20 protein-coding genes and 3 pseudogenes are annotated in these 22,968 nt (G+C 64.5%); 10 read left to right on the forward strand and 13 right to left on the reverse strand.

From position 1 onward, the window contains the following. Nucleotides 1-109 precede the first annotated feature (109 nt). Nucleotides 110-1,687: an FAD-dependent monooxygenase gene (locus BJ6T_RS27275; protein ID WP_014495753.1), complete on the forward strand. Its 1,578-nt coding sequence runs from the start codon at nt 110-112 to the stop codon at nt 1,685-1,687. 30 nt (nt 1,688-1,717) lie between these two features. Here BJ6T_RS27275 and BJ6T_RS47485 read toward each other — a convergent pair whose 3' ends face one another. The 4 genes from BJ6T_RS47485 to BJ6T_RS27290 are packed head-to-tail and all read right to left on the reverse strand — an operon-like array spanning nt 1,718 to nt 3,736. Then, complete coding sequence (locus BJ6T_RS47485; protein ID WP_014495754.1) at nt 1,718-1,888, reverse strand: hypothetical protein; 171 nt, start codon at nt 1,886-1,888, stop codon at nt 1,718-1,720. Nucleotides 1,889-1,922: 34 nt separating this feature from the next. After that, nucleotides 1,923-2,486, reverse strand: a complete 564-nt coding sequence (locus BJ6T_RS27280) for an isochorismatase family protein (RefSeq protein ID WP_014495755.1) — start codon at nt 2,484-2,486, stop codon at nt 1,923-1,925. Nucleotides 2,487-2,511: 25 nt separating this feature from the next. Further along, nucleotides 2,512-3,132, reverse strand: a complete 621-nt coding sequence (locus BJ6T_RS27285; RefSeq protein WP_014495756.1) for a GNAT family N-acetyltransferase — start codon at nt 3,130-3,132, stop codon at nt 2,512-2,514. Further along, nucleotides 3,119-3,736 carry a hypothetical protein gene (locus tag BJ6T_RS27290; protein WP_014495757.1) on the reverse strand — a complete coding sequence of 206 codons (618 nt, stop codon included), beginning with the start codon at nt 3,734-3,736 and terminating at the stop codon, nt 3,119-3,121. The genes BJ6T_RS27285 and BJ6T_RS27290 overlap by 14 nt, the downstream gene beginning before the upstream one ends. A gap of 71 nt (nt 3,737-3,807) precedes the next feature. Here BJ6T_RS27290 and BJ6T_RS27295 point away from each other — a divergent pair, with 71 nt between their 5' ends. After that, on the forward strand, nt 3,808-4,848 hold the full coding sequence (locus tag BJ6T_RS27295) for a LysR family transcriptional regulator (protein ID WP_028157527.1): 1,041 nt from the start codon (nt 3,808-3,810) through the stop codon (nt 4,846-4,848). A 20-nt stretch (nt 4,849-4,868) separates the two neighbouring features. Here BJ6T_RS27295 and BJ6T_RS27300 read toward each other — a convergent pair. Further along, nucleotides 4,869-6,022: pseudogene (locus BJ6T_RS27300) on the reverse strand (autotransporter outer membrane beta-barrel domain-containing protein). Nucleotides 6,023-6,394: 372 nt separating this feature from the next. On the opposite strand from BJ6T_RS27300, the gene BJ6T_RS27305 reads away from it, so the two are divergent. Further along, nucleotides 6,395-6,601 carry a cold-shock protein gene (locus BJ6T_RS27305; protein ID WP_007591938.1) on the forward strand — a complete coding sequence of 69 codons (207 nt, stop codon included), beginning with the start codon at nt 6,395-6,397 and terminating at the stop codon, nt 6,599-6,601. A gap of 94 nt (nt 6,602-6,695) precedes the next feature. Here BJ6T_RS27305 and purN read toward each other — a convergent pair whose 3' ends face one another. Then, complete coding sequence (gene purN, locus BJ6T_RS27310; RefSeq protein ID WP_014495760.1) at nt 6,696-7,349, reverse strand: phosphoribosylglycinamide formyltransferase; 654 nt, start codon at nt 7,347-7,349, stop codon at nt 6,696-6,698. 14 nt (nt 7,350-7,363) lie between these two features. Continuing rightward, nucleotides 7,364-8,437 carry a phosphoribosylformylglycinamidine cyclo-ligase gene (purM, locus tag BJ6T_RS27315; RefSeq protein WP_014495761.1) on the reverse strand — a complete coding sequence of 358 codons (1,074 nt, stop codon included), beginning with the start codon at nt 8,435-8,437 and terminating at the stop codon, nt 7,364-7,366. Nucleotides 8,438-8,591: 154 nt separating this feature from the next. Between purM and BJ6T_RS27320 the strand changes: the two genes are divergently transcribed. The 4 genes from BJ6T_RS27320 (at nt 8,592) to ppx (ending at nt 13,779) form a co-directional block, all read left to right on the forward strand. After that, a complete protein-coding gene (locus tag BJ6T_RS27320; RefSeq protein ID WP_014495762.1) occupies nt 8,592-9,134 on the forward strand; it encodes a CDP-alcohol phosphatidyltransferase family protein in 543 nt (180 codons plus the stop codon). Between the two features lie 112 nt (nt 9,135-9,246). Then, a complete protein-coding gene (locus tag BJ6T_RS27325) occupies nt 9,247-9,924 on the forward strand; it encodes a P-loop NTPase family protein (protein ID WP_014495763.1) in 678 nt (225 codons plus the stop codon). Between the two features lie 144 nt (nt 9,925-10,068). Further along, the gene (locus BJ6T_RS27330; protein WP_014495764.1) at nt 10,069-12,261 is read left to right on the forward strand and encodes an RNA degradosome polyphosphate kinase; all 2,193 of its coding nucleotides are present in this window, start codon (nt 10,069-10,071) and stop codon (nt 12,259-12,261) included. A 15-nt stretch (nt 12,262-12,276) separates the two neighbouring features. After that, complete coding sequence (gene ppx / locus BJ6T_RS27335; protein ID WP_014495765.1) at nt 12,277-13,779, forward strand: exopolyphosphatase; 1,503 nt, start codon at nt 12,277-12,279, stop codon at nt 13,777-13,779. Here ppx and BJ6T_RS27340 read toward each other — a convergent pair. The 5 genes and pseudogenes from BJ6T_RS27340 to ndk form a co-directional block, all read right to left on the reverse strand. Continuing rightward, nucleotides 13,776-14,933: a PepSY-associated TM helix domain-containing protein gene (locus BJ6T_RS27340; protein ID WP_225894876.1), complete on the reverse strand. Its 1,158-nt coding sequence runs from the start codon at nt 14,931-14,933 to the stop codon at nt 13,776-13,778. The two genes, ppx and BJ6T_RS27340, sit on opposite strands and share 4 nt — an antisense overlap. Nucleotides 14,934-14,957: 24 nt before the next feature. After that, nucleotides 14,958-15,671: pseudogene (locus tag BJ6T_RS48600) on the reverse strand (TonB-dependent receptor); the annotation flags it as partial. A 989-nt stretch (nt 15,672-16,660) separates the two neighbouring features. Beyond that, nucleotides 16,661-17,290: pseudogene (locus BJ6T_RS49435) on the reverse strand (TonB-dependent receptor plug domain-containing protein); the annotation flags it as partial. A 336-nt stretch (nt 17,291-17,626) separates the two neighbouring features. After that, nucleotides 17,627-18,487 (reverse strand): TerC family protein, encoded by an 861-nt coding sequence (locus tag BJ6T_RS27350; protein WP_014495769.1) that lies wholly within the window; start codon nt 18,485-18,487, stop codon nt 17,627-17,629. A gap of 41 nt (nt 18,488-18,528) precedes the next feature. Continuing rightward, nucleotides 18,529-18,951: a nucleoside-diphosphate kinase gene (gene ndk, locus BJ6T_RS27355; protein WP_014495770.1), complete on the reverse strand. Its 423-nt coding sequence runs from the start codon at nt 18,949-18,951 to the stop codon at nt 18,529-18,531. Between the two features lie 310 nt (nt 18,952-19,261). Here ndk and BJ6T_RS27360 point away from each other — a divergent pair, with 310 nt between their 5' ends. From BJ6T_RS27360 to BJ6T_RS27365, 3 genes are all read left to right on the forward strand, one after another. After that, nucleotides 19,262-19,516, forward strand: a complete 255-nt coding sequence (locus BJ6T_RS27360; protein WP_014495771.1) for a hypothetical protein — start codon at nt 19,262-19,264, stop codon at nt 19,514-19,516. A gap of 216 nt (nt 19,517-19,732) precedes the next feature. After that, nucleotides 19,733-19,906, forward strand: coding sequence for a hypothetical protein (locus tag BJ6T_RS47490; protein ID WP_014495772.1), 174 nt, complete (start codon nt 19,733-19,735; stop codon nt 19,904-19,906). 57 nt (nt 19,907-19,963) lie between these two features. Then, complete coding sequence (locus tag BJ6T_RS27365) at nt 19,964-21,826, forward strand: ABC-F family ATP-binding cassette domain-containing protein (RefSeq protein WP_014495773.1); 1,863 nt, start codon at nt 19,964-19,966, stop codon at nt 21,824-21,826. A gap of 95 nt (nt 21,827-21,921) precedes the next feature. Here the strand turns inward: BJ6T_RS27365 and BJ6T_RS27370 are convergent, their stop codons facing one another. Next, nucleotides 21,922-22,887: a tripartite tricarboxylate transporter substrate binding protein BugD gene (locus BJ6T_RS27370; protein ID WP_014495774.1), complete on the reverse strand. Its 966-nt coding sequence runs from the start codon at nt 22,885-22,887 to the stop codon at nt 21,922-21,924. Nucleotides 22,888-22,968: the final 81 nt, after the last annotated feature.

Raw genomic sequence — 22,968 nt, forward strand, 5'->3', positions numbered from 1 at the left:
CTCACTATGTGAGATTTTACTTGACGATATCCCTGCGACGTCTCATGAGGACGAGCGATCGCGCGTCGCGCGATGACAATCGTGGGGAAGCGATGTGAGGCAGGCTTCAGTGGACAGCGACGCGCCCGTCGTGATCGTCGGCGGCGGACCGGTCGGGATGGGTCTGGCGATCGGCCTTGGCCAGCGCGGCATCAAGACCATCGTCGTGGAACGCCACGAACAGCCGCAGCCGATCCCCAAGGGACAGAACCTCACACAGCGGACGATGGAGCATTTCCATTTCTGGGGCGCGGAGGCAGCGTTGCGCGCGGCCCGCACCATTCCTCCCGACTACGGCATTGGCGGAATGACCAGCTACGGGACGCTGCTGAGCGGCTACAATTACAACTGGCTGCAGCGCGAGCTCGTCCGCCCCTTCTATTTCACCGACAACGAACGCCTGCCGCAATACGCGACCGAAGCCGTGTTGCGGCAACGGGCGGCACAGCTTCCGTCCGTTGACCTGCGATACGGCTGGACCTGCCGGGATGTCCGGCCCGACGCCGAGGGCGTGAGCCTCGACATCGAAAGTCGCGACGGGATGACAGAGAGCCTTCGCGCCGACTACGTGATCGGCTGCGATGGCAGCCGATCGATCGTGCGCGAACGCGCCGGCATCACCCAGACCCGCTCCGACCATGACCGGCTGATGGTGCTGCTGGTGTTTCGCTCTGTCGAATTGCATCGACTGCTCGAGGCCTTTCCAGGCAAGTCGTTCTACAGCGTGCTGCATCCGGACCTCGAGGGCTATTGGAAGTTCTTCGGCCGGGTCGATCTCGGCAGCACCTGGTTCTTCCATGCCCCCGTTCCCGCGGACACCACCGCCGACAATTTCGATTTCCGACGCTTGCTGCACGATGCCGCCGGCGCACAATTCGACATCGAGTTCGAGCACATCGGATTCTGGGATCTTCGCTTCACGGTCGCGGACAGCTACCGCGCAGGCCGCGTCTTCGTCGCCGGAGATGCCGCGCACAGCCATCCGCCTTATGGCGGCTATGGCATCAACACCGGCTTCGAGGACGCCGCAAATCTGGCGTGGAAGCTTGCCGCGACTCTGCAAGGCTGGGCGCCAGCCGGTCTGCTCGACAGCTACGATGCCGAGCGGCGTCCGGTGTTTGCATCCACCGCGCGCGATTTCATCGAGACGCCGATCTTCCGCGACCGCGATTTTCTTCGCCGCCACGATCCGGCGCGCGATCGGGCGGATTTCGAGGCCGCCTGGCACGAGCGGCACTCCGGCGCGCGCGCCGAGGTCAACGCGTTCGAGCCGAATTACGAGGGGTCACCAATCGTCTTTGGTCCGGCCGGCGCTGTCTGCAGTGCGATCGGCTCACACGCCTATCCGGCGCGCGCAGGTCATCATCTCACGCCGCAACCTCTGTCGTCAGGCAAAAACGTGTTCGAGGAATTAGGCGACGGCTTCACCTTGATCGATCTGACGGACGGCGGCGGGGCTACAGCTCTCGAGCAAGCCGCCGCGCGGCTTGGCATCCCGCTGACGGTGATCAGGGACACCGCATCGGGCGGCCGCGAGAAATACGAGGCGCGGCTGATCCTGGTGCGGCCCGATCAATTCGTTGCCTACGCAGGCGACAGCGCTGATGACGCATCCGACATCCTGATGCGCGCCATCGGCCGATCCTGAGAGAAACGCCTTCGCCGCAGGCCCGAAACTCTACGCCGCGCCGTCGTCATCCTCTTCGGCGGCAGCGCGAGCGGCTTCCTTCACCTCCACCAGCGCCATCGAGAGCAGATAGACGGTCGTGGGCAAGCCGACGCGGCGCGCCATCTCCACGGCACGCGACAAATCGCTCGCCAGCTCCTTGAGCTCGTCCCCCCGTGACAATGTCCCACCCCATCCATCCGCCGACCACGGTCGCCTAGACCGCGATGGCGCCGCTGGTTCTGATCAGTTCGGCGCTGGCATGGACTGTAGCAAAATTCCCGATCACATTCACCACCGACTGTTTGTAGGCGGCGGCATCGCCGGTGCCCGGCTGCCGGCAGGCCACGGCGTCAGTGACGATCTGGTAACGGTGGCTGCGGTGAAACCCGTCGACGGCGGTGGCCAGGATGGTTTCGTCCAGGGAAAAGCCGACCAGAATGCAGCGCACATTGCGGATATTGGACATGTAGTCCACGAACCGCGAAGAGCTGTAGGCCGACGGCAGCGGGTGCTCGAACGTCATTTCACCCGGCCGCGGCTTCGCCTCCGCGACCCAATCGGTCAGCCTGGATGCCGGATTGAACCAGGCCGCCTGCGCGATGCGCTTCAGATGCATCACCGGCCAGAGATTGGTGCGCCACAGTGTCAGGAGCTCCAGGCAGCGCACAGTGGCGGCTTCGCCGTCGAGGATGACATGGCGACGCCCGGGGGTCAGATATTCGACCTGGAGATCCGCACAGACCAGGATCGGCGGATCATCTGTAATGGAAGCCAGCATTGTCTTGCGCAGAGCTGCACCAATTTCAGTGGTCGGCGAGTGCGAGGTCCCGTAGCGGCGAAGTCACCGCCCGCCCCGCCGATGCGTCGAGCACGCCCGGCCGGTCCCAATCGCCCTCGGGACGGATGATCACATAGGGATCGCTGTCCAGCGTAATGGCGTCCGGCCCCGGCTCGATCTCCAGCAGCATCTCCGTATAGGAGAAATCCGAGAAGGTGATCTTGCGGTTGTGACCGAGCGGCTTGGCGCCGAAATGAGCCCAGAAATCGACCAGTCGGTCCTGCGCCTGGCCGTAGATCTTGCGAAAGCCCTTGCGCTTCACGTAGTCGACGCTCGCCTGGACCAGCTTGAACGAGACGCGCGAGCGCCGATATTGGTGACGCACCGCGAGCCGCTCCACCTTGGCGAAATCCCCGAAGAAGCGTACCCGCAGGCAACCCGCAGGCTCGTTGCCGACGTAGCCGATGAAGTGCGCTGCGACCATGTCATTGCCGTCGAACTCCTCGTCGAACGGACAATCCTGCTCGGCGAGATAGACCGCCGAGCGAATGGCGGTGACCAACATGAGGTCGTTGGGATCGCGCGCGAGGCGAATGGTGATGGCGCGGGAGTCGGGTTTGGCGAGGGGAATCCTAGTGCCGTGCATCTGCAAAACTCCTTGTTTGGATGATCGCGCCCGGCATCCGCATCGGCTGCCGATGCCAGGGCCGCTCGTAACACCAGAGATCGGGCTGGAAGCTCGGAACGGGGTCAAATCCCGTCGCCTTCATGATGTCGCGTCCGGCCACGGTTGACGGCTGCGCATAGCAATCCGCGCCACGAAACCTTACTTGACGCAGATGAGCAGCGGCCTTGCCCAGACCAGCGATACCTCGGCCCGTCGCCGCGATCGCCCAGATGTAGATCGCGGCAACCTCTTCCTTCGCGGAAGCGAGATAGCGCGTCTCGGGTGCGGTCAGGCAGATCTCGTCGAGCAGCAGCGCGTCATGTCCGCGGTCGTTGAGGAACAAGAAGGCCATGCCGCCGACCAGATTGCCCTTGCGACTGAACGTCAGGATGCTCTGAGGATCGAACGTGAAATATCGCGCAAGCTCTGCCGTTCCGATCTGCACACCCGGCACCAGCCGGTGCGCCATTTCGGAAAGCGCAGCAATTTCGGAAGATTGCGCACATCGGACATCGACGTCCGGACTGAGCGGCAAAGCATCGAAATCATGCCTTGCGGCAAAGGAGCCCCTTTCCATACTCATGTCACCCCTCTATCGTTCGAGGATTTAGTGCCCCGCTATGACGACGAGCTTAGCGGTTGGGGATCTGGCGTATGCAGCAGTTATTGCACCGGGGTGCTGCTTTGATGCAGCACCGTGAAGAAGCCCTGGACGCGTCCTGGGACGATTTGAAACTCTTTTTAGCTTGCGCAAAATATAAAAGTTTCCGCAACGCGGCCGAAGAACTCGGCCTCACCTCCACCACGCTGATGCGCAGGATCGACCGGCTCGAAGAGAGCATCGACTGCAAGCTGTTCCTGCGCGACCAGAGCGGACTGACGCTCAGCGATGAAGGCACTGCGATGATCGCCGACGTCGCGCATATGGAGCGTCATGCCTTCAACGTCTTCCGGCGTGCCTCGCGATCGTCGAACGACACGTCAGGCACCGTGCGCGTCGCGGTGACGGAAGGCCCCGGCAATTTCTGGATCCTGCCGCGGCTGATCGATTTCCAGAAGACCTATCGCAAGATCACCGTCGATCTGCGCTGCGCGATGGAGCAGGCCGACGTCGCCCGGCTTGAATCCGACATCGCGATCCAGCTCGAGCCGCCGACCAATCCCGACCTGATCGTCGCCAAGCTCGGCCGCCTGCACATCTATCCCTTCGTCTCCAGGGAATACGAGAACCTCTACGGCGTGCCGGCGTCCCTCGCCGAGCTGAAGAACCATCGCATCATCAAGCAGAGCGCGCCGCAGGTCGACGACGGCGCCTACGCGCGCGTGCTTGGACTGAAGTCGCTCGAAGGCATCGTCGGGATCAAGACCAACTCCTCGGTCGGCGTGCTCTATGCGGTGGAGCGCGGCGCCGGCATCGGCTTCCTGCCGACCGTGTCGATCGCGCTCGGCGCACCGCTTGTTGCCGTCGATCTGGGCGTCAGCCACCACGCCGATCTCTGGCTCACCTATCACAAGGAATTCCGCGACTCCGAGCGCCACAAGATCGTGGTCGACTGGCTGAAGAAGATCTTCGATGCCAAGACCCATCCCTGCTTCCGCGACGAGTTCATCCATCCGAGCGCGCTGGTGCCGATGATGACGGCCGCGCGCGAGGGTTTTGGGCTAACGGGCTATGTCGCGGCAACGCCGACTTAGGCGAAGGTGGCACTTCGCGCTCACCATCTGTATTCGAAGCCGACCGTGCCCTGGTGCGACGTCAGCTCGTTGCGGAACTTGCCGTCATAGTTGATGTAGAGCCGCGCGACGCTGGTGAGGCTGAGCGAGGCCGAGGCGCCGGCATCCATGCCGTAACGGCCCTCCCCGATGCCGGGAACGACGATGCTCTGGGTTCCCAGGCTGACCTGCACCGATCCCAGGTTCTGGTAGAAATTGTCGACGAACTTGCCATAGGCCGACAGGTCCAGGACCTTCTGGTCGTAGATGAAGTAGCGCCCGATCTCCGCGCCGATCATCACGCGTGCGCGTGAGAGTGCCGTGGAGCCGACGTCCAATGGATCGAGCCCTCCGGCCTCCTGGAACGCAGCGCTGGTGGCGCGCACATATTCGAGCGCGCCCTTTGGCACGATGCGCATCTGGTCCTTGGTCCAGTAGTAGCTGATCTCGGTCAGGCCACCGTCGATCGCGGCACGATAACCCGCGGTCGCAAGACCAACGCCGGTGTCCCTGCTGGAACGGACCTTGCCGAAACCGTGCACCACCGCGAACGCCCAGGTCCACGGCCCCTTGTCGACCGAGCCGTTGAAACCGATTTGCGTCAGGTCGAGCGTCGCCGACTGCAGCGCCAGCGGCACGTCGATGTCGGTATGACTCTGGTCGACGGAGAAGCCGAGATTGACGCCCGGCGCGACCCGCGCGCCGAAGCCGGCAACGCCGCCAATGGTCTTGCGCTTGTCGCCGACGAAATCGCCTTGCGCATCGGTCCGGACCGAGATGCCGTAGCCTTCGAACCAGGTGCGGTAGCGCGGATCCTCCGTGGTCGCCGAGGCGCCGCCCCACCGGGATTGGTGCGCGATGCACGGTTGACGCCGCCGGAGGCCTGGTTGCCGAGCCGCTCCAGGAAATTGGAGCCAAGATTGAGCGCGCTGTTGCCGGCTGACAAATCGTAATTGGTCGCGGTCGGCATGGGGGTCGGTGACGGCGTGGGTGTCGGGGTCGGGGTCGGCGTGGGCGTCGGACTCTGCGCGAAGGATGATGTCGCCGACATCATCACGACCAGTACAAGCGCCATGACGAGCGCAGCCGCGATCCGGCGCACACGGCCCAGCCCGACTGTCTGCCGTGTCCCGGAGAGCTGCAGGGCGCAGCGCATGACGACCAATCCCGAAGCAAAGTGGCGGAGCGCAAAAATGCAACACGAACGGCGCGCGCCTGCGGCGATTTGTGCCGAACTGCCACGCAGGGTCAACCGGTTGGCGCGCTGGAGCGGGGCTATTGCCTCGATTGTGGTTCTCTTGCCACAGGTCGCAAATAGCAGACAGCGACACCCGCCGCGATCTTGAAAGCCGTGCACCGCTTGCTAACGCGCGAATTTCATGTTGCAATATTGGACACAATCGGAATTGGCCGCTCGGCTGTGCGTTTCGCGACATTGAGACTCGAACAGACTACCGGAAGCCCGTTTGTGGCGTGGCACGCGAAACTGCGGCCGCGTCTTTTTTCTATCTAGTGGAGGAGATGAGCGATGCCGCAAAAGGGCACCGTCAAATGGTTCAACCCGACCAAGGGCTATGGGTTCATCAAGCCGAACGGCAGCGATAAGGACGTGTTCGTCCATATCTCGGCCGTCGAGCGCGCCGGACTCTCGACCCTTAATGAGAACCAGGTGGTTGAATACGACCTCGTGGAGAACCGCGGCAAAGCATCCGCGGAGAACCTCAAGGTCTCCTGATTTCTCTCAAAGCTTCGCGCGAGAGATCATGACGATGCCCCCGGCTCTGCCGGGGGATTTTGTTTGGGAAGACGAAACACGGTGCGACGGCGCTTCAGCGCACCACCGGCGACACCAGGAAATTCTCCGAGGGCCCGCTACCCGCCGTCTTGCACACATCGCCCTCGATCCGGACCTTGCCGGTCGCAAGCAGCCGTAGCGCCTCCGGATAGATGCGGTGTTCGACTTCGAGGATGCGCTCCGACAGCGTAGCGCCCGTGTCGTGGTCGCTGACGGGAACCGCGCCTTGCATCACGATCGGGCCGGCATCGGTCTCGGGGATGACGAAGTGCACTGTCGCGCCAGACAGTTTGACGCCGGCCCGCAAAGCCTGACCATGCGGGTCCAAACCAGGGAACGACGGCAGCAGCGAGGGATGGATGTTGAGCATCCGCCCGTACCAGGCCTTGGTGAACTCGGCCGTGAACAAACGCATGAAGCCGCCGAGACAGATCAGCTCGATGCCGTGCTGGTCCAGCGCGGCCTGCAGCAGCTTTTCGAAGCCGGCGCGGTCCTTGCCGAACGGCTTGCTCTCGATCACCAGCGTGTTGACGCCGCTTGCCTTGGCCCGTTCGAGGCCCACCGCATCGGCCTTGTTCGAGATGACGAGCGAGATTTCCGCCGGAAACTCCGCCGCAGCAGCGGCCCTGATCAGCGCGGACATGTTGGAGCCGCGGCCGGAGATCAGGATCGCGACGCGGCGCTTCATCACAGCGCCAGTCATCACAGTGCCAGGTCAAGGTGGCCGTTATAGACGACGCGGTGCTCGCCCTCGGCCGGAATCACGGTACCGAGCTGCGCCACCGTCTCACCGGCATCGCTGAAGACCTGCGCGACCTGATCGACCTTGTCCGGCTCGACGATCACGATCATGCCGATGCCGCAGTTGAAGGTGCGCAGCATCTCGAGCTCGGCGATGCCAGCTTGGGCAGCCAGCCATTTGAACACCGGCAGCACCGGCAGGCGCGCCAGATCGATGCCGACGCCGAGATGATTTGGCAGCACGCGCGGAATGTTGTCGGTAAAGCCGCCGCCGGTGATGTGGGCGAGCCCCTTCACCGCACCGGTCTCGCGGATCGCACGCAGGCAGGATTTGACGTAGAGCCGCGTCGGCGTCAGCAGCGCGCCGCCGAGCGTCATGACCGGCGCGAACGGGGCCGGCGCCTCGAAGCTGAGGCCGGACTGCTCGACGATCTTGCGCACCAGCGAGAAGCCGTTGGAGTGCACGCCGGACGAGGCTAGGCCGATCACGGCATCGCCTGCGGCGATGTCCTTGCGCGGCAACAAGGTACCGCGCTCCGCGGCGCCGACGGCAAAACCGCCGAGGTCGTAGTCGCCGTCCTTGTAGAGGCCGGGCATCTCGGCAGTCTCGCCCCCGATCAGGGCGCAGCCGGATTCGCGGCAGCCTTCGGCGACACCGGCGACGATCGCGGCGGTGGCCTCCGGGTCGAGCTTGCCGCAGGCGAAATAGTCGAGGAAGAACAACGGCTCGGCGCCCTGCACCACGAGGTCGTTGACGCTCATGGCGACGAGGTCGATGCCGATCCCGCCATGCAGGCCGGTCTCGATCGCGATCTTGACCTTGGTGCCGACGCCGTCGGTCGCGGCGACCAGGACGGGGTCCTTGAAACCGGCCGCCTTGAGGTCGAACAGGCCGCCGAAGCCGCCGATCTCGGCGTCGGCGCCGGGCCGCGCGGTGGCGCGCACCATCGGCTTGATCAGATCGACCAGGCGGTTGCCCGCGTCGATATCAACGCCTGAATCGGCGTAAGTGAGGCCGTTTTTGCGGTCGGTCATGCCCGATTTCCAGTGGGTTTGCGGCTGGTTACGTCGAATTCCGGGGACGCGCAATGGCAAGCGTGGCGCCCCGCCCTATACTATGTAGATATCAACCGGTTCAGCCTTCAAACGGGCCGGATTCGAGGTCAGGCCGGGTGCCGGGAAGCGCCGCGTGAGTATTCCGAATATCATTACCTTGGGCCGCATCATGCTGGTCCCGATCATCGTCTGGGCCATCGTGTCGAGCCAAATGGAGGTGGCGTTCGCCGTCTTCCTGATCGCTGGCATCAGCGACGCCGTGGACGGGTTCCTGGCCAAGCGATTCAACATGACCAGCGAGCTCGGCGCCCTGCTCGATCCGCTCGCCGACAAGGCCCTGCTGGTCTCGATCTACCTGTCGCTCGGTATCTGGGGCGACATTCCCCGTTGGATCGTGATCCTGGTGGTCTCGCGCGACATCATGATCGTCGCCGCCGTGATCGTGTCCTGGCTGTTCGACAAGCCGGTCGAGATGAAGCCGTCGAAGGTGTCGAAGCTCAACACCGCCGCCCAGGTCGCCTATGCGGCGCTGGTGCTGGCCTCCCTCGCCTTCGGCTTCAAACCGGCGCCCTATGATATGATCCTGATGGGCCTCGTCACGATCTTCACGCTCTCGTCCGTGTCGCTCTATCTCGTCGAGTGGCTGCGGCACATGAGCACGATCGAAGCCAAGTAGCACGGTCGAGGCCAATTGAACCGGGATGCGGCCCCGCAAAAGGCCAACTCCCGCTCGATGACGTCGAATCTCTTCAAACGAAGCCGGCGTGCCGGCACGGAGCACAGCAAGCGTGGCAGGCCGCGTTCATCCCCGACAATTGGCATTCTCGCTTCCGCACGCGGAAAGCCTCAGCCGGGACAATTTTCTCGAAGGCCCCGCCAACGAAGCCGGTCTTGCCCTCATCGATGCCTGGCCGGAATGGCCGAACCGGATCATGTGGCTGGCCGGCCCGGAAGGAAGCGGCAAGAGCCATCTCGCCGCGATCTGGGCCGAGGCTTCCGGCGCCCGCTCGACCACGGCCAGTGGGCTGACCGCCGAAAACGTCCCGGGCGCGCTCGCCACCGGCGCGCTGGTGGTCGAGGACCTCAAGGCAAAAGAGTTCGACGAGCGGGCCCTGTTTCATCTGATGAACCTCGCCCGCGAGGATGGGGCCTACCTGCTCTTCACCGGCCGCGAGGTACCGGCGTCGCTCGAGATCGAGCTGCGCGACCTGCGGTCGCGGTTGCGTGCGGTGCCTGTGATCTCGCTGCTGCCGCCCGACGACCAGCTCTTCCGCGGCCTGATCGTCAAGTTCTGCGCCGACCGCCAGCTCAGCGTGGATGAGAGCGTGGTCAGCTACCTCGCCACCCGCCTGGAGCGGTCCTCGGCGGCCGCACGGGAGGCTGTGCAGCTGCTCGACAGCGAGGCCCTGCGCCTCGGTCGCCCCGTCACGCGGGCGCTGGCCGCCGAGCTGCTTCGGGACGCCTGACCCCTCCACGCCGGCTCCAAGGCCGCTTGACGCGGCGCGGCGGCGGAACATCAATGTCATCGAAACGTCATCGGACTAACACATGCTCCCGCCGGTTTTGCGCATAAGTCGCAAATTGGGGCGAACTGGATGGATCGACTTCTGATGGACTCTGCGCAAGCTGTTGAAATTAAAGAAAAAGCCCCGGAGACCGAGGGGCTGCCGGCGATTGCCTCTAGTCCCGAGCGCTTCATCAATCGCGAGCTCTCCTGGCTGCACTTCAACCGCCGCGTCCTGGAGGAAGCGGTCAATCCCAGCCACCCCATGCTGGAGCGGGTGCGATTCCTGTCGATTTCAGCGAATAACCTCGACGAGTTCTTCATGGTTCGCGTCGCGGGCATCAAGGCCCAGGTGCGCGAAGGCATTGCCGAGCGCGCTCCCGATGGCCTGACGCCGTCCGAGCAGCTCGCGCTGATCAATCGCACCGTCTCACAGCTCGCCTCCGACCAGCAGGCAATCTGGCGCGACCTGCGCGGCACGCTGGCCGACGTCGGTATCGCGCTGGTCGACGGCAAGGATGTCACCAAGGCGGAACGGACCTGGATCGAGGACTACTTCCTCAACAACGTGTTCCCGCTACTGACCCCGCTCGCGATCGATCCTGCCCACCCCTTCCCGTTCATTCCGAGCCTCGGCTTCACCATCGCGCTCCAGCTCACGCGCGCCGCCGACGGCAAGCAGATGAACGCCCTGATCCGCATGCCCGGCAAGATCGACCGCTTCATCCGGTTGCCGGCCGAGGGCAAGGTCGTCCGGCTGATCTCGCTCGAGCAGGCGACCGGGCTGTTCATCAACCGCCTGTTCCCCGGCTACAATCTCCACGGCCAGGGCGCCTTCCGCATCATCCGCGACTCCGAGCTCGAAATCGAGGAAGAGGCCGAAGACCTCGTCCGCCTGTTCGAGACCGCACTGAAGCGCCGCCGCCGCGGGTCGGTGATCCGGCTAGAGATCGACGCCAAGATGCCGGAGGAGCTGCGCAGCTTCGTGCAGCATGCGCTGTCGGCCGCCGACGACGAGATCTTCCTGGTCGACGGCGTGCTCGCCATGAACGAGCTCTCGCAGCTCACCCGCCTCGACCGGCCCGATCTCGAATTCACCCCTTACGTGCCGCGCCATCCCGAGCGCGTGCGCGAGCATGGCGGCGACATCTTCGCCGCGATCCGGCAGAAGGACCTCGTCGTCCATCATCCCTACGAATCCTTCGACGTGGTCGTGCAGTTCCTGCAGCAGGCCGCCCGCGATCCCGATGTCGTCGCGATCAAGCAGACGCTCTACCGCACCTCCAACAACTCCCCGATCGTGCGCACGCTGGCGGAAGCCGCCGAAGCCGGCAAGTCCGTCACCGCGTTGATCGAATTGAAGGCGCGCTTCGACGAGGAGGCCAACATCCGCTGGGCGCGCGACCTCGAACGCGCCGGCGTGCAGGTCGTCTACGGCTTCCTCGAACTGAAGACGCACGCGAAGCTCTCGATGGTGGTGCGCCGCGAGGGCGGCGGCCTCACCACTTACGTCCACACCGGCACCGGCAATTATCACCCCGTCACCGCACGCATCTACACCGACCTCTCCTACTTCACCTCGGATCCGACCATCGGCCGCGACGCCGCGCGCGTGTTCAACTTCATCACCGGTTATGCCGCGCCGAGCGACCTGGAAAAGATGGCGGTGTCGCCGCTGACGTTGCGCAAGCGCATCATCGAGCACATCCAGGGCGAGACCGCGCATGCGCGGCATGGCCGTCCCGGCGCGGTCTGGATGAAGATGAATGCGCTGGTCGACCCCGACATCATCGACGCGCTCTATGAGGCCTCGCAAGCCGGCGTCCAGGTCGAGCTCGTCGTGCGCGGCATCTGCTGCCTCAGGCCCGGCATCCCAGGCCTGTCGGAGAACATCCGCGTCAAGTCGATCATCGGGCGCTTCCTGGAACACGGCCGAATCTACTGTTTCGGCATGGGCCAGGGCCTGCCGAGCGCGAAAGCGGCTGTGTATATCTCCTCGGCAGACATGATGCCGCGCAACCTCGACCGCCGCGTCGAGGTGCTGTGTCCGCTGCAAAATCCCACGGTGCATCAGCAGGTTCTCGAACAGATCATGGTCGCGAATCTGAAGGACAATGAGCAGAGCTGGCAATTGTTGCCGGACGGGTCCTCGACGCGTATGAAGGCCACGAAGGGCGAGGAGCCTTTCAACGTCCACAACTACTTCATGACAAATCCGAGTCTATCTGGCCGTGGAAAGTCGCTCAAGGAATCCTCGCCGCGCCGTCTCACGCGCCGTAATGAACGTCATCAGTCTTGATCCGGGATCGAGGACGTGAAGCGGCCGCGTAAGCGCGGCTCGAGCGTCGCGGTCATCGATATCGGTTCCAACTCGGTCCGTCTCGTCGTCTACGAGGGACTGACACGGAGCCTCATTCCGATCTTCAACGAGAAGACGCTGTGCGGCCTCGGGCGCGAGGTGCAGAGCACGGGCCTGCTTGCGCCCGATGCCGTCGACAAGGCGCTGACCTCACTGAAGCGGTTCCGGGCGCTGTGCCGCGTCATGCAGGTCGGTCGCGTATTTGCGATTGCGACTGCAGCCTGCCGCGACGCCTCCAACGGCCCCGACTTCATCGCGAAAGCCGAGCACATCTGCGCCGTGAAGATCGAGATCCTGTCGGGCCCGCGCGAGGCACGGCTGTCGGCGCTCGGCGTGATCTCCGGCATCCACCATCCCGACGGCATCGTCGGCGATCTCGGCGGCGGCTCGCTCGAGCTGATCGACGTGCGCAAGAACAGCGTGCGCAGCGGCGTGACGTTGCCGCTCGGCGGCCTCGCGCTCCAGGACCTCGCGCACAAATCGCTCAAGCGCGCCGACCGCATCGTGCGCGAGGAACTCGACGAGGTGCCGCAGCTCACCGCCGGCCGCGGCCGCACCTTCTACGCGGTCGGCGGCACCTGGCGCGCGCTCGCGCGCATCCACATCATCCAGAGCGGCTATCCGCTCCAGGTGATGCACGGCTACTCCATTTCCGCAGCTGAAGCGCTCGACTTTTCGCGTCGTCTCCGCCGGCTTGCGGCCGCCGGCATGCTGGCCGACATCGAGATCGTCGCGGATGCCAGGCGCCCGCTCCTCACCTATGCGGCGCTGGTGCTCGAGCACATCATCCGCGTCGCGAAACCCAAGTCCATCGTGTTCTCGACCTTCGGCGTGCGCGAGGGCCTCTTGCACGAGAAGCTGTCGGAATCCGAGCGCAACAAGGACGGGCTGATCTGCGCCGCGGAAGAGCTGAATCAGCTGCTGTCGCGTTCGGCAAAGCACGCCCGTGAGCTGATCGCCTGGACCGACCGCCTCGCGCGCGTGGTGAAGCTGCGCGAGACCGAGGAGGACCGCCGCTTGCGCCACACCGCGTGCCTGCTCTCCGACATCGGCTGGCGGGTGCATCCCGACCATCGCGGCGAGCAGACTCTGAGCCTGGTCGTCAACGGCAATTTCGGCGCGATCACCCACACCGAGCGCGCCTTCGTCGGCCTGTCCGTGTTCTACCGCTATGCGGGCCTGAGCGAGGAGAACCAGCCGCCGGTGACCATGCAGGAGCTGCTGACACCGGCCCAGCTCGAACGCGCCCGCCTGCTGGGCGCGGCGTTCCGCGTCGCCCATCTGATCTCGGCGGCACGCCCGGGTGTGCTGCCGGCCACGCATTTCCGCAGCCAGGGCCGCAATCTGATGCTGGTGTTCGAGCACCGGCTCGTCGACCTCGTCGCCGACCGCGTCGGCAGCCGCTTCCGCGCCCTCGCCCGCCTGATCGGCCGCTCCGGCTCGATCGTGCGGCGCTAGACCAGCCGGCCGGTCCTGATCCTCCCCGGACGCTTCTTGAGCCACATGATCGCGCCGCTGATAAACAGGGCGAGAGGTGCGAAGCCGGCTGCGAACACCAACAGGCGTCCGATCAATCCAAACGTCGCGCCGTTATGGATCCAGAGCTGTTCGGCCATATAGCGATCCCCCATCGACATCGCGGCTGAAGTGCGATCGTGCACCACTGCCCCACTCCATGGATCGAGCCAGATCGCCCCGCGGGCACGCACCGCGGGATCGGCACCCTCGGCCCGGAACTGCACCCGCCACGTGTTGCGCGTTTCGGTTGGCGGGTTCAGCATGGCAACCACCATGCCGGGCTTGGCGGCCGCTTGCGCGTTCCGCATGATCGCATCGGGTGATAGCGGCGGTGTCCCTGCGGGAGGCGGTGCTTCGATCCGCGGCGAGGGATCGGCCGTCGGTTTCGACACAAGGCCAACGATGGGACGCACCACGTCGGGAAAAATAATCCCGACGCCGGTCATCGAGATCACCGTGAGCGCGAGCAGCGCCCAAAAGCCGGCCGTGCCATGGACGTCGAAAACAAATCGAAGCAGCGAAACGTCCTTCCGGACCGACACCGATCGCCAGAATCGACCCGGCCTCGGCCACCACAAGATGACGCCTGACATGGCCAAGCCGAGCAGCATGAACCCGGCAACACCGACCAGCTCTTTGCCCCACCACTCATAGAGCAGCAGCGTGTAGTGCAGACGATAAACCTTGAGGGAGAACGCGTTGATGTAGTCACGCCGCCCGAGCACCTTCCCGTTCGAAGGATCGACCATGGTCGTCCAACGATTCGGGTAACGGCCTTTCGCAGTTTCGTGTGCATGTATCACGACCCAGACCGGCCAGGTCCGATCCGGCGCGAGGATCGTGGCAATCGGCGCGGGATCCGCTGCCGCGGCCGCGCGTATCACCTCGCTCAACGTAGCCTCTCGTTCCCGACCGGCGGGAGTGTAAAGCGCCGGGTTCAGGCCGGCGTCGATTTCCCGATAGAAGACGATGAAGCTTCCCGTGAGGCCGATCAGCACCACGACGATGCCGCCGAGCAACCCGAGCCATCGATGAGCCCACAGAAGCCCGCGCCGTGCGCGTCTGGTGAGGTTCGGGACCGGCAACATCGCCATTGCGCGCGTCAAAGCCGACCCGCCTCAGAAATCCGTCGACATCGACAATAGCAGGGTTCGCGGCGCACCTTGCGACAAGGCGGAGAAGCTCGCCACGCCGGCCCAGTAATTGGTATCGAACACGTTCTGAACCAGGGCCCGAAGCGTCACCGGCCGGTTGTTGATCCGCGTGTTGTAGCGGGCACCCAGGTCGAGCCTCGTCCAGGCCGGAACGACCTGCGTGTTCGCCGCATCCAGATATTGGTGTCCCGTATAGATGGTGTTTGCGACCAGCGTCAGTCCGGGTGCGAACGGGGTGTCCCATTCGGCGGACAGGTTTGCCTGCACCTGAGGCACACCGATCGGCGTCTTGCCAAGATTGGTCGGCGCGCTTGTCTTTGTCAGCTCCGCATCGATCAACGTCACGCCGCCAAGGACTCGTAGGCCCGGCTGCACCTCTCCGAATACGGTGAACTCCAGGCCGCGATTGCGCTGTTCGGCGTCGGCCCGGAAGATCTTGTCGACACCCAATTGTCCCGACGGCTTGGTGATCTGGAACACGCTGATCGTGGTGGCCAGCATTCCGAAGTCGACCTTGACGCCTGCCTCGTGCTGCTTGCTGAAATAGGGAGCAAGAACTTCCCCCTGATTGCTCGCGGTCGTCGGTGCGATGTCGCCTTTGCTGAGCCCTTCGATGTAGTTGGTGTAGAGCGAAACGTTGCTCCAGGGCTTGACGACGAGGCCGACCATCGGCGTGAGCGCCGTCTGGTCATAGGAGGACGTGACCGCTCCCGTGGTGGTGTTGAAGTTGTTGGACTTGACCCCTGCTGGCGCACGCCGACGGTCAGCTGAAGACGCTCCTGAAAAACCGACAAAGTGTCAGCCAGCGCGAGGCCAGTCAGTTCGGTATCCGAAAGCTTCGGAACCGTCGCTGGAGCAGCGACGAACTGCTCAGGACGGGCGATCGGCGCATAGATGTTGGACAGAACCGGCGTTCCGGACACGGAGCCCCGTGAGATCTGATCCGTGTAGTAGCTGCCCTGGAAACTCACGGCGTGACTGATCGCGCCGGTTTCAAACCGGGCGCGCACACCGGCGTCGGCGACATTCCGGTCGATATCGAATTTGAAGCGTCCCGGTGTCGACGTGGTGTTGCCGGCCGCGTTCAGGATCGTCGGCGTGCCGAACAAGCGATCGACCTGAGTCCTGCCGCCACCGCCGTCGGCGAACACCGTCACGGAGTCCGTCACATCATATTCGGCGCGCGCCAGCAGCGAGTTGTCATGAACCTTGGCCCATTCCCAGGCCTGCGTGACATTGCGCCTCCCGACCGGCGCGGTCGGGACAGCTACGCCTGTTGCGACCAGAAACGGTCTCGTGGGCGCGTCGAACTTTTCTTCCTGATCGATGAAGTCGAGCGAAGCTCTGAATTTCTCACCGCGATAATCGAACGCCGCGGCGCCGACATGCGCCTCCCGGTTCTGGTTGTCCAGCGGCGTGTCACCATTGTGATAGCTGCCATTGACGCGAATTCCGAATTCGCGGTTCTCGCCGAACCGTCGGCTGACGTCGAGATGCGTGCCGAGCTGGGTGTTCGTCGCGTAGTCGGTCGTAACCCGCGTGAGATCGACATCAGAAGCACGCTTCGGGACGATATTGATGGTGCCCCCGACGCTGCTGTTCGGGGCCATCCCGTAGAGCAGCGCGGCCGGGCCCTTGATGATCTCGATCCGTTCGACGTAGTCGGTGAAGACACGGTAGTTCGGTGCGACACCGTAGACACCGTTGAAGGCAATTTCACCGACATTCCCCTCGCCGATCGGAAAGCCGCGGATGAAGAAGGAGTCGAGGATGCCGCCGGTCTGGCCGGTGAAACGGACCGAAGGGTCGTTGCTGACGACGTCGGCTATCGTGCTGGCCTGTTGATCCTCGATCTTCTTCGCCGTGTAACTGGTGATGTTGAACGGCGTGTCCATGAAATCCTTGTTGCCCAGCAAGCCGATCTGGCCTCCGCGGGCGACCTGCCCACCTGAGTAGGAGGGCGGGAGTGCGCCGGGCCTTGCGGCAGCGGGCTTCGCTTCCGCCTGCATCCTGGCCCGCTCATTCGCAGGCGCGCTTTGACGGCCCGCCCTTCGACTTGGGTTCAAACGCGGCCGTGCACGCTGCTTCGGCACGTCGGCGGTGACGGTCACTGCCGGCAAGGCTGTCGCCGTCTCCGGCGCAGGGCTTTGCGCGCTGGCGCGGTGAAGGAAGCCGTCGCCGAACAGGGCGATGGAGACCAGAGAGGCCGCGAAGGCCGTCGGTCTCGAGAACTTCGGATGTGATTTGACGGTAGCGGCAAGAATGGCAACGGGACGGCAAGTGGCTCTCGACGACATCTCTCAACAGCTTCCGGTTTGATAGGAATAAATACCGGAGCGAAGTGCCGCAGCATGAGCCGCCAAGTCAATAAAAACACCTTTAATTTCAGCAGTTTATAATAAGTCAAAGTCTAAATCGCGCAGAGATTGAGAGCGCTGTGGGTCACCCCACGAAGTGCCCGGCCGCGCTGTGCGTGACCGCTTGGCGCACGAGTCCGCCATGAGGCGGCAAGGCTCGCCGGCGTGCGGAGCTATGATGACCGGGTCAGTGGGGACGGCGACTGCCGGAATGATCGCGCGCAACACCTCTCCCCACCGGGAAGAGGCAAGCAAAACCAGATCATGCCGTAGAGATTACTCCGCCGAGGCCTTGGCGTGGCGCTCGGAGGATTCCAGCGCGGCCGCGCTCAGGCTGCGCCGGCGCCAGATGCTGCCGACGACCAGCACGACGACGACACCGAGAGTTGCGCAGAGATATTCGCCGCCTCCGCCGCCTTGGGCGAATTGGGGCGGGATACGAAGTGCGCCGAGCATGCTGTCCAGCGAGGCGCCGAGCGGGCCGTCGAACAGCGTGTGCAGCTTCGGCGCGATGCCGGGATCGGTCGCGATCACCTCGCCCGAGATCCAGCCGAGCAGTGCGGCACCCGCCCAGACCAGGACCGGCAGCTTTGCCAGCAGCGCCATGATCAGGGCCGCACCGGCGACGATCAGCGGCACGCTGATGGCGAGACCGAGGATCAGCAGCGGCACGCTGCCATTGGCGGCGGCGGCAACCGCAATGACGTTGTCGAGACTCATGACGATGTCGGCGACGACGACGATCTGCACCGCCTGCCACAGATGCGAGGCGGACTCGACGCCCTCCTCGTCCTCGTTCTCCGGCACCAGGAGCTTCGCTGCGATCACGATCAGCGCGAGACCGCCGACGAGCTTGAGATACGGCAGCTCCATCAGGCTCGCGACGATGCCGGTGAAGATGATCCGCAGCAGCACGGCCGCGCCGGCGCCGAAAATCATGCCCCACAGCCGGTGCCGCGGCTTGAGGCCGCGGCAGGCGAGCGCAATCACCAGCGCGTTGTCGCCGGAGAGCAGGATGTTGATCCAGATGATCTTGCCGACCGCAATCCAGAAGGTCGGTTCGGCCATCTCGTTGCGAAACTGGGTGAAGAATGCCCCGATCGTAGCGGGATCGAAGATCTGCCAGAGCCAGTTCACAATACGTCCTTTCGCCCCGTCGATATTAACCTATCGGCTGATCAGCCGACGATCTCGTTGCCCGAGAAGAACTGCGCGATTTCGATCGCGGCGGTCTCCGGCGCATCCGAGCCGTGAGCGGAATTCTCGCCGATCGACTTTGCGTAGAGCTTGCGGATGGTGCCGTCGGCGGCCTTGGACGGATCGGTCGCACCCATCGCGTCGCGGTACTTGGCAATGGCGCCCTCGGCTTCCAGCACCTGGACCACCACGGGGCCCGATGTCATGAACTCGACGAGTTCGCCGAAGAACGGGCGGGCCTTGTGCACGGCATAGAAGGTCTCGGCCTGTTCCTTGGTCATGCGGATGCGCTTCTGCGCGACGATGCGCAGGCCCGCCTTCTCGATCACGGCGTTGACCGCACCGGTCAGGTTACGCGCGGTCGCATCGGGCTTGATGATCGAGAAAGTGCGTTCGAGGGCCATAATCTTGTCCTTGAGAAGAAAGCGGTGGTTTTCGAGTTGCGGGGCTTATATCGGCGCCTTTGCCAGACGGCAAGCGACCACCGGAACAGCCCCCGGACGCTTCGCCGCAGGCCGCCCGCCGTACCTAGTCATGTATTACCGAGATTTCACCCAGATGAACCCAATCTGAAGCCTCCGTTCAGGGCTTGGTTCAGGCTCGGCGGCGTAAGGTCAGTCCCATCGAAACCGAAGCCTGATCATTGGGCAGACCGTTTCGGCGGCCTTTCCATCGACGCGATAGCCCCGCGCCGGCAGTCTTTAGGAGATCACCATGTTGAGGAAACTTTCGCTTGCCGCTGTCGCCGCGGTTGCGCTGGGTGCCGCGCTGGCGCCGACCTCCGCCTCCGCTCACTGGCATGGCGGCTGGGGCTGGCACGGCGGCGGCGGTGGCTGGCATCACGGCTGGGGTGGACCGCGCTTCTATGCCGGCGGCCCCGTCTCCTACGGTTATGGCGGCTGCTACGTGCGCCGGCTGGTCCCGACCCCCTGGGGACCCCGCTGGCGGCTGATCAACCGCTGCTACTGAGCCCGACAGCACCTTCCTGAGGTACCTAGGCCCCCCAGGTACCTTCCAAGCGAAGCCCCGGCGTTCCCCTGCGCCGGGGCTTTGTATTTCGGCGGCTATTGCCCGGCTTCATGCAATTTTTACTAGAGTGCCGGGCAATCTCCGCGAGCGGCGAAACCATTTTGGGGGGCCAAGGACTTGGTACCGTGTCATCACTTTGAGAACACGGAACCCACAATGGCTGGCCTTCTTGCCAATGACAGCGAACAGATCGACCGGCGCACCAGCCGCTCGATTTGCGATGCGGTGGGCGAACGGCTTCAGCAGAGCCTGCGCCCCGAACCGCGGCTCCCGACGCATCTCGAGCAGCTCCTCGACGCGTTGAAGCAGCGCGACCGCGACTCGCACTGACGTGAGGCTCACGCAAAAACGGGTTGCGTTCGACGCGCCTTGCGGTGACAAGGCCGCATGCTTGCTATCACCGATCTCTCCATCCGCCTTGCCGGACGCCTTCTGATTGACCAGAGTTCCGTGCAGATCACGCCCGGCGCGCGCGTCGGCATGGTCGGGCGCAATGGCACCGGCAAGTCGACCCTGTTCAAGGTGATCCGCGGCGAACTGGCCGCCGAGCACGGCACGGTCACCCTGCCGCCACGCTGGCGCGTCGGCAGCCTCGCGCAGGAGGCCCCGAACGGCCCCGAAAGCCTGATCTCCGTCGTGCTCAAGGCCGACCTCGAACGCGACGCGCTGCTTCACGAAGCAGAGAGCGCGACCGACCCGCACCGGATCGCCGAGATCCAGACCCGGCTGGTCGACATCGACGCCCATTCGGCGCCGAGCCGTGCGGCCGCGATCCTCTCCGGCCTCGGCTTTTCCGCCACCGACCAGCTCCGCCCCTGCGCCGAATTCTCCGGCGGCTGGCGCATGCGCGTCGCGCTCGCCGCCACGCTGTTCGCCGCCCCTGACCTCCTGCTGCTCGACGAGCCCACCAACTATCTCGACCTCGAAGGCACGCTGTGGCTCGAGGATCACCTTGCGCATTATCCGCGCACGGTGATCGTGATCAGCCATGACCGCGACCTGCTGGAAAGCTCGGTCGACCAGATCCTGCATCTGGAGCGCGGCAAGCTCACGCTCTACAAGGGCACCTATTCCTCCTTCGAGGAGCAGCGCGCCGCGCGCGAGCTGCTCGATGCCAAGGCGGTCAAGCGCCAGGAGGCCGAACGCGCGCGCCTGCAGGCCTTCGTCGACCGCTTCAAGGCCAAGGCCTCGAAAGCGCGCCAGGCGCAGTCCCGCGTGAAGATGCTGGAGCGGCTGAAGCCGATCACGGCGCTGGTCACCGAGGACGTGCGCGAGATCAGCTTCCCCGCGCCGGAGAAAATCCTGTCGCCGCCGATCATCGCCGTCGACAACGCCGCGGTCGGCTACGATCCGGCGACGCCGGTGCTGGGCCGCGTTACGCTGCGCATCGACAATGACGACCGCATCGCGCTGTTGGGCGCCAACGGCAACGGCAAGTCGACACTTGTCAAACTGCTCGCCGGACGGCTGGCGCCGTTCTCAGGCAAGGTGACGCGCGCCGACAAGCTGTCGATCGCCTATTTCGCGCAGCACCAGCTCGACGAGCTGAACGAGGATGGGTCTGCCTACGACCACGTCCGCAAGCTGATGGGCGATGCGCCCGAAGCCAAGGTGCGGGCGCGCGCCGGCGCGATCGGCTTTTCCGGCAAGGCGGCCGACACCAAGGTCGCAAAGCTCTCGGGCGGCGAGAAGGCGCGACTCCTGCTCGGCCTTGCGACCTTTTTCGGCCCGAACATGATCATCCTCGACGAGCCGACCAACCATCTCGACATCGACAGCCGCGCGGCGCTTGCCGAAGCGATCAACGAATTCCCCGGCGCGGTCATCATGGTCTCGCACGATCGCTATCTGATCGAGGCCTGCGCCGACCGGCTCTGGATCGTCGCCGACCGCACCGTCACCAACTACGACGGCGACCTCGACGAGTACCGCCGCCTGGTGCTGTCGGCGCGCAACGACGAGCCTGCCCCGCGCGAGCGTAGCGCCGCGAGCGAGAAGCCGCAGCGCCCGAGATCAGACAATCGCGGTTCGCTGAAGAAGCGCATCGCGGAAGCCGAGAGCGAGATCGCCCGCGTCAGCGAGATCATCACCAAGATCGACACCGCGCTCGCCCTGCCCGACATCTTCACCCGGGATCCCAAGCAGGCCGCGCAACTGTCGAAGGCGCGCGCCAACGCCGCCGACGCGCTGGCGCGCGCGGAGGAGCAGTGGCTGGAGGCGAGCACGCAGTTCGACGAGGCGGCGGGCTAGACTCAAAATCGCGAAAACAACCCCATGCACAGTAGCGGTATCCAACTACCCGACCACAAGCTACTGATCAGCATGCTCTTTATGGATCAGCCAACTCAGTCCGCATATTGCCCCGCCGCCTTGATGATCGGTGCCCAGCGATCGACCTCGCTCGTCAGCATCGCCCCTAACGCCTCGGGCGTCGCCTTGTCCTGCGGGACCGGCTCGGTGTTGATGTCGTTGAACCGGGCGATCAGCGCGGGATCCTTGAGCGCGGCCTGAAGCGCCGCCGTCAGCTTCTGAACGACCGCGGGCGGCGTGCCCTTGGGGGCATAGAGGCCGTGCCAGACGCCGAGTTCGAAACCCTTGAGGCCGGCCTCGTCGGCGGTGGGCAGATCAGGCAGGCTCTTCAGCCGCTCTTTGGTGGTGATCGCGTAGGCCTTGACCTGCTTGGCCGTGATCGGGCCGGTCGTGTTGGTCGCCTGATCGCAGGTGAGATCGATCTGCTTGCCGAGCAGATCGTTCATGATCGGACCGTTGCCCTTGTAGGGCACCGTGGTGAGCTGCTTCTGGATCGCCGACATGAACAGCATGCCGCAGAGATGCGATGCCGCACCTAACCCGGCATTGGCGTAAGTCAGCTTGTCACCCTGCTGCTGGGCGTAGGCGACAAGTTCCTTGAGCGTGTCGGCCGGGAAATCCGGACGTGCGATGATCGTCATCGGCGCATTGGTCACGAGCCCGATCGGCGCAAAGGCCGTCTTCGTGTCATAGCTCAGGTTGCGATACAGCGTGGCCGCGGTCGAGATGCCGACATGATGGACCAGCAGCGTGTAGCCGTCCGGCTGGGCACGCGCGGCGCGGGTCGCGCCGATTGTGCCGCCGGCGCCGGTCGCGTTCTCGACGATGATCTGCTGCCCGAGGGATTTCGCCATGCTTGCCGCGGTAAGGCGCGCGATGGTGTCGGTCGGTCCGCCGGCGGCGTATGGCACCAGCACGGTGATGGTTCTCGACGGATAGTCCTGGGCGACCGCCGCACCAAGCGACAGAAGCAGAGCCGACACGATCGTGACGAAGCGCATGTTCCCTCCGGATTCCTTATCGCGCCATAAAAGCGCATCGCCGGCCGCACGGCCATCCGGAAAGCGACGTCAGTCAAAGTG

The organism is Bradyrhizobium japonicum USDA 6, assembly GCF_000284375.1.
Taxonomy (GTDB): Bacteria; Pseudomonadota; Alphaproteobacteria; order Rhizobiales; family Xanthobacteraceae; genus Bradyrhizobium; species Bradyrhizobium japonicum.

Bases quoted from the DNA above. Each gene is read 5' to 3' on its own strand.
- BJ6T_RS27280 (WP_014495755.1), bottom strand. From the start codon at position 2,486: ATGCTGGCTTCCATTACAGATGATCCGCCGATCCTGGTCTGTGCGGAT.
- BJ6T_RS27285 (WP_014495756.1), bottom strand. From the start codon at position 3,132: ATGCACGGCACTAGGATTCCCCTCGCCAAACCCGACTCCCGCGCCATC.
- BJ6T_RS27290 (WP_014495757.1), bottom strand. From the start codon at position 3,736: ATGAGTATGGAAAGGGGCTCCTTTGCCGCAAGGCATGATTTCGATGCT.
- BJ6T_RS27295 (WP_028157527.1), top strand. From the start codon at position 3,808: ATGCAGCAGTTATTGCACCGGGGTGCTGCTTTGATGCAGCACCGTGAA.
- BJ6T_RS27305 (WP_007591938.1), top strand. From the start codon at position 6,395: ATGCCGCAAAAGGGCACCGTCAAATGGTTCAACCCGACCAAGGGCTAT.
- purN (WP_014495760.1), bottom strand. From the start codon at position 7,349: ATGAAGCGCCGCGTCGCGATCCTGATCTCCGGCCGCGGCTCCAACATG.
- purM (WP_014495761.1), bottom strand. From the start codon at position 8,437: ATGACCGACCGCAAAAACGGCCTCACTTACGCCGATTCAGGCGTTGAT.
- BJ6T_RS27330 (WP_014495764.1), top strand. From the start codon at position 10,069: ATGGACTCTGCGCAAGCTGTTGAAATTAAAGAAAAAGCCCCGGAGACC.
- BJ6T_RS27340 (WP_225894876.1), bottom strand. From the start codon at position 14,933: ATGGCGATGTTGCCGGTCCCGAACCTCACCAGACGCGCACGGCGCGGG.
- ndk (WP_014495770.1), bottom strand. From the start codon at position 18,951: ATGGCCCTCGAACGCACTTTCTCGATCATCAAGCCCGATGCGACCGCG.
- BJ6T_RS27360 (WP_014495771.1), top strand. From the start codon at position 19,262: ATGTTGAGGAAACTTTCGCTTGCCGCTGTCGCCGCGGTTGCGCTGGGT.
- BJ6T_RS47490 (WP_014495772.1), top strand. From the start codon at position 19,733: ATGGCTGGCCTTCTTGCCAATGACAGCGAACAGATCGACCGGCGCACC.
- BJ6T_RS27365 (WP_014495773.1), top strand. From the start codon at position 19,964: ATGCTTGCTATCACCGATCTCTCCATCCGCCTTGCCGGACGCCTTCTG.
- BJ6T_RS27370 (WP_014495774.1), bottom strand. From the start codon at position 22,887: ATGCGCTTCGTCACGATCGTGTCGGCTCTGCTTCTGTCGCTTGGTGCG.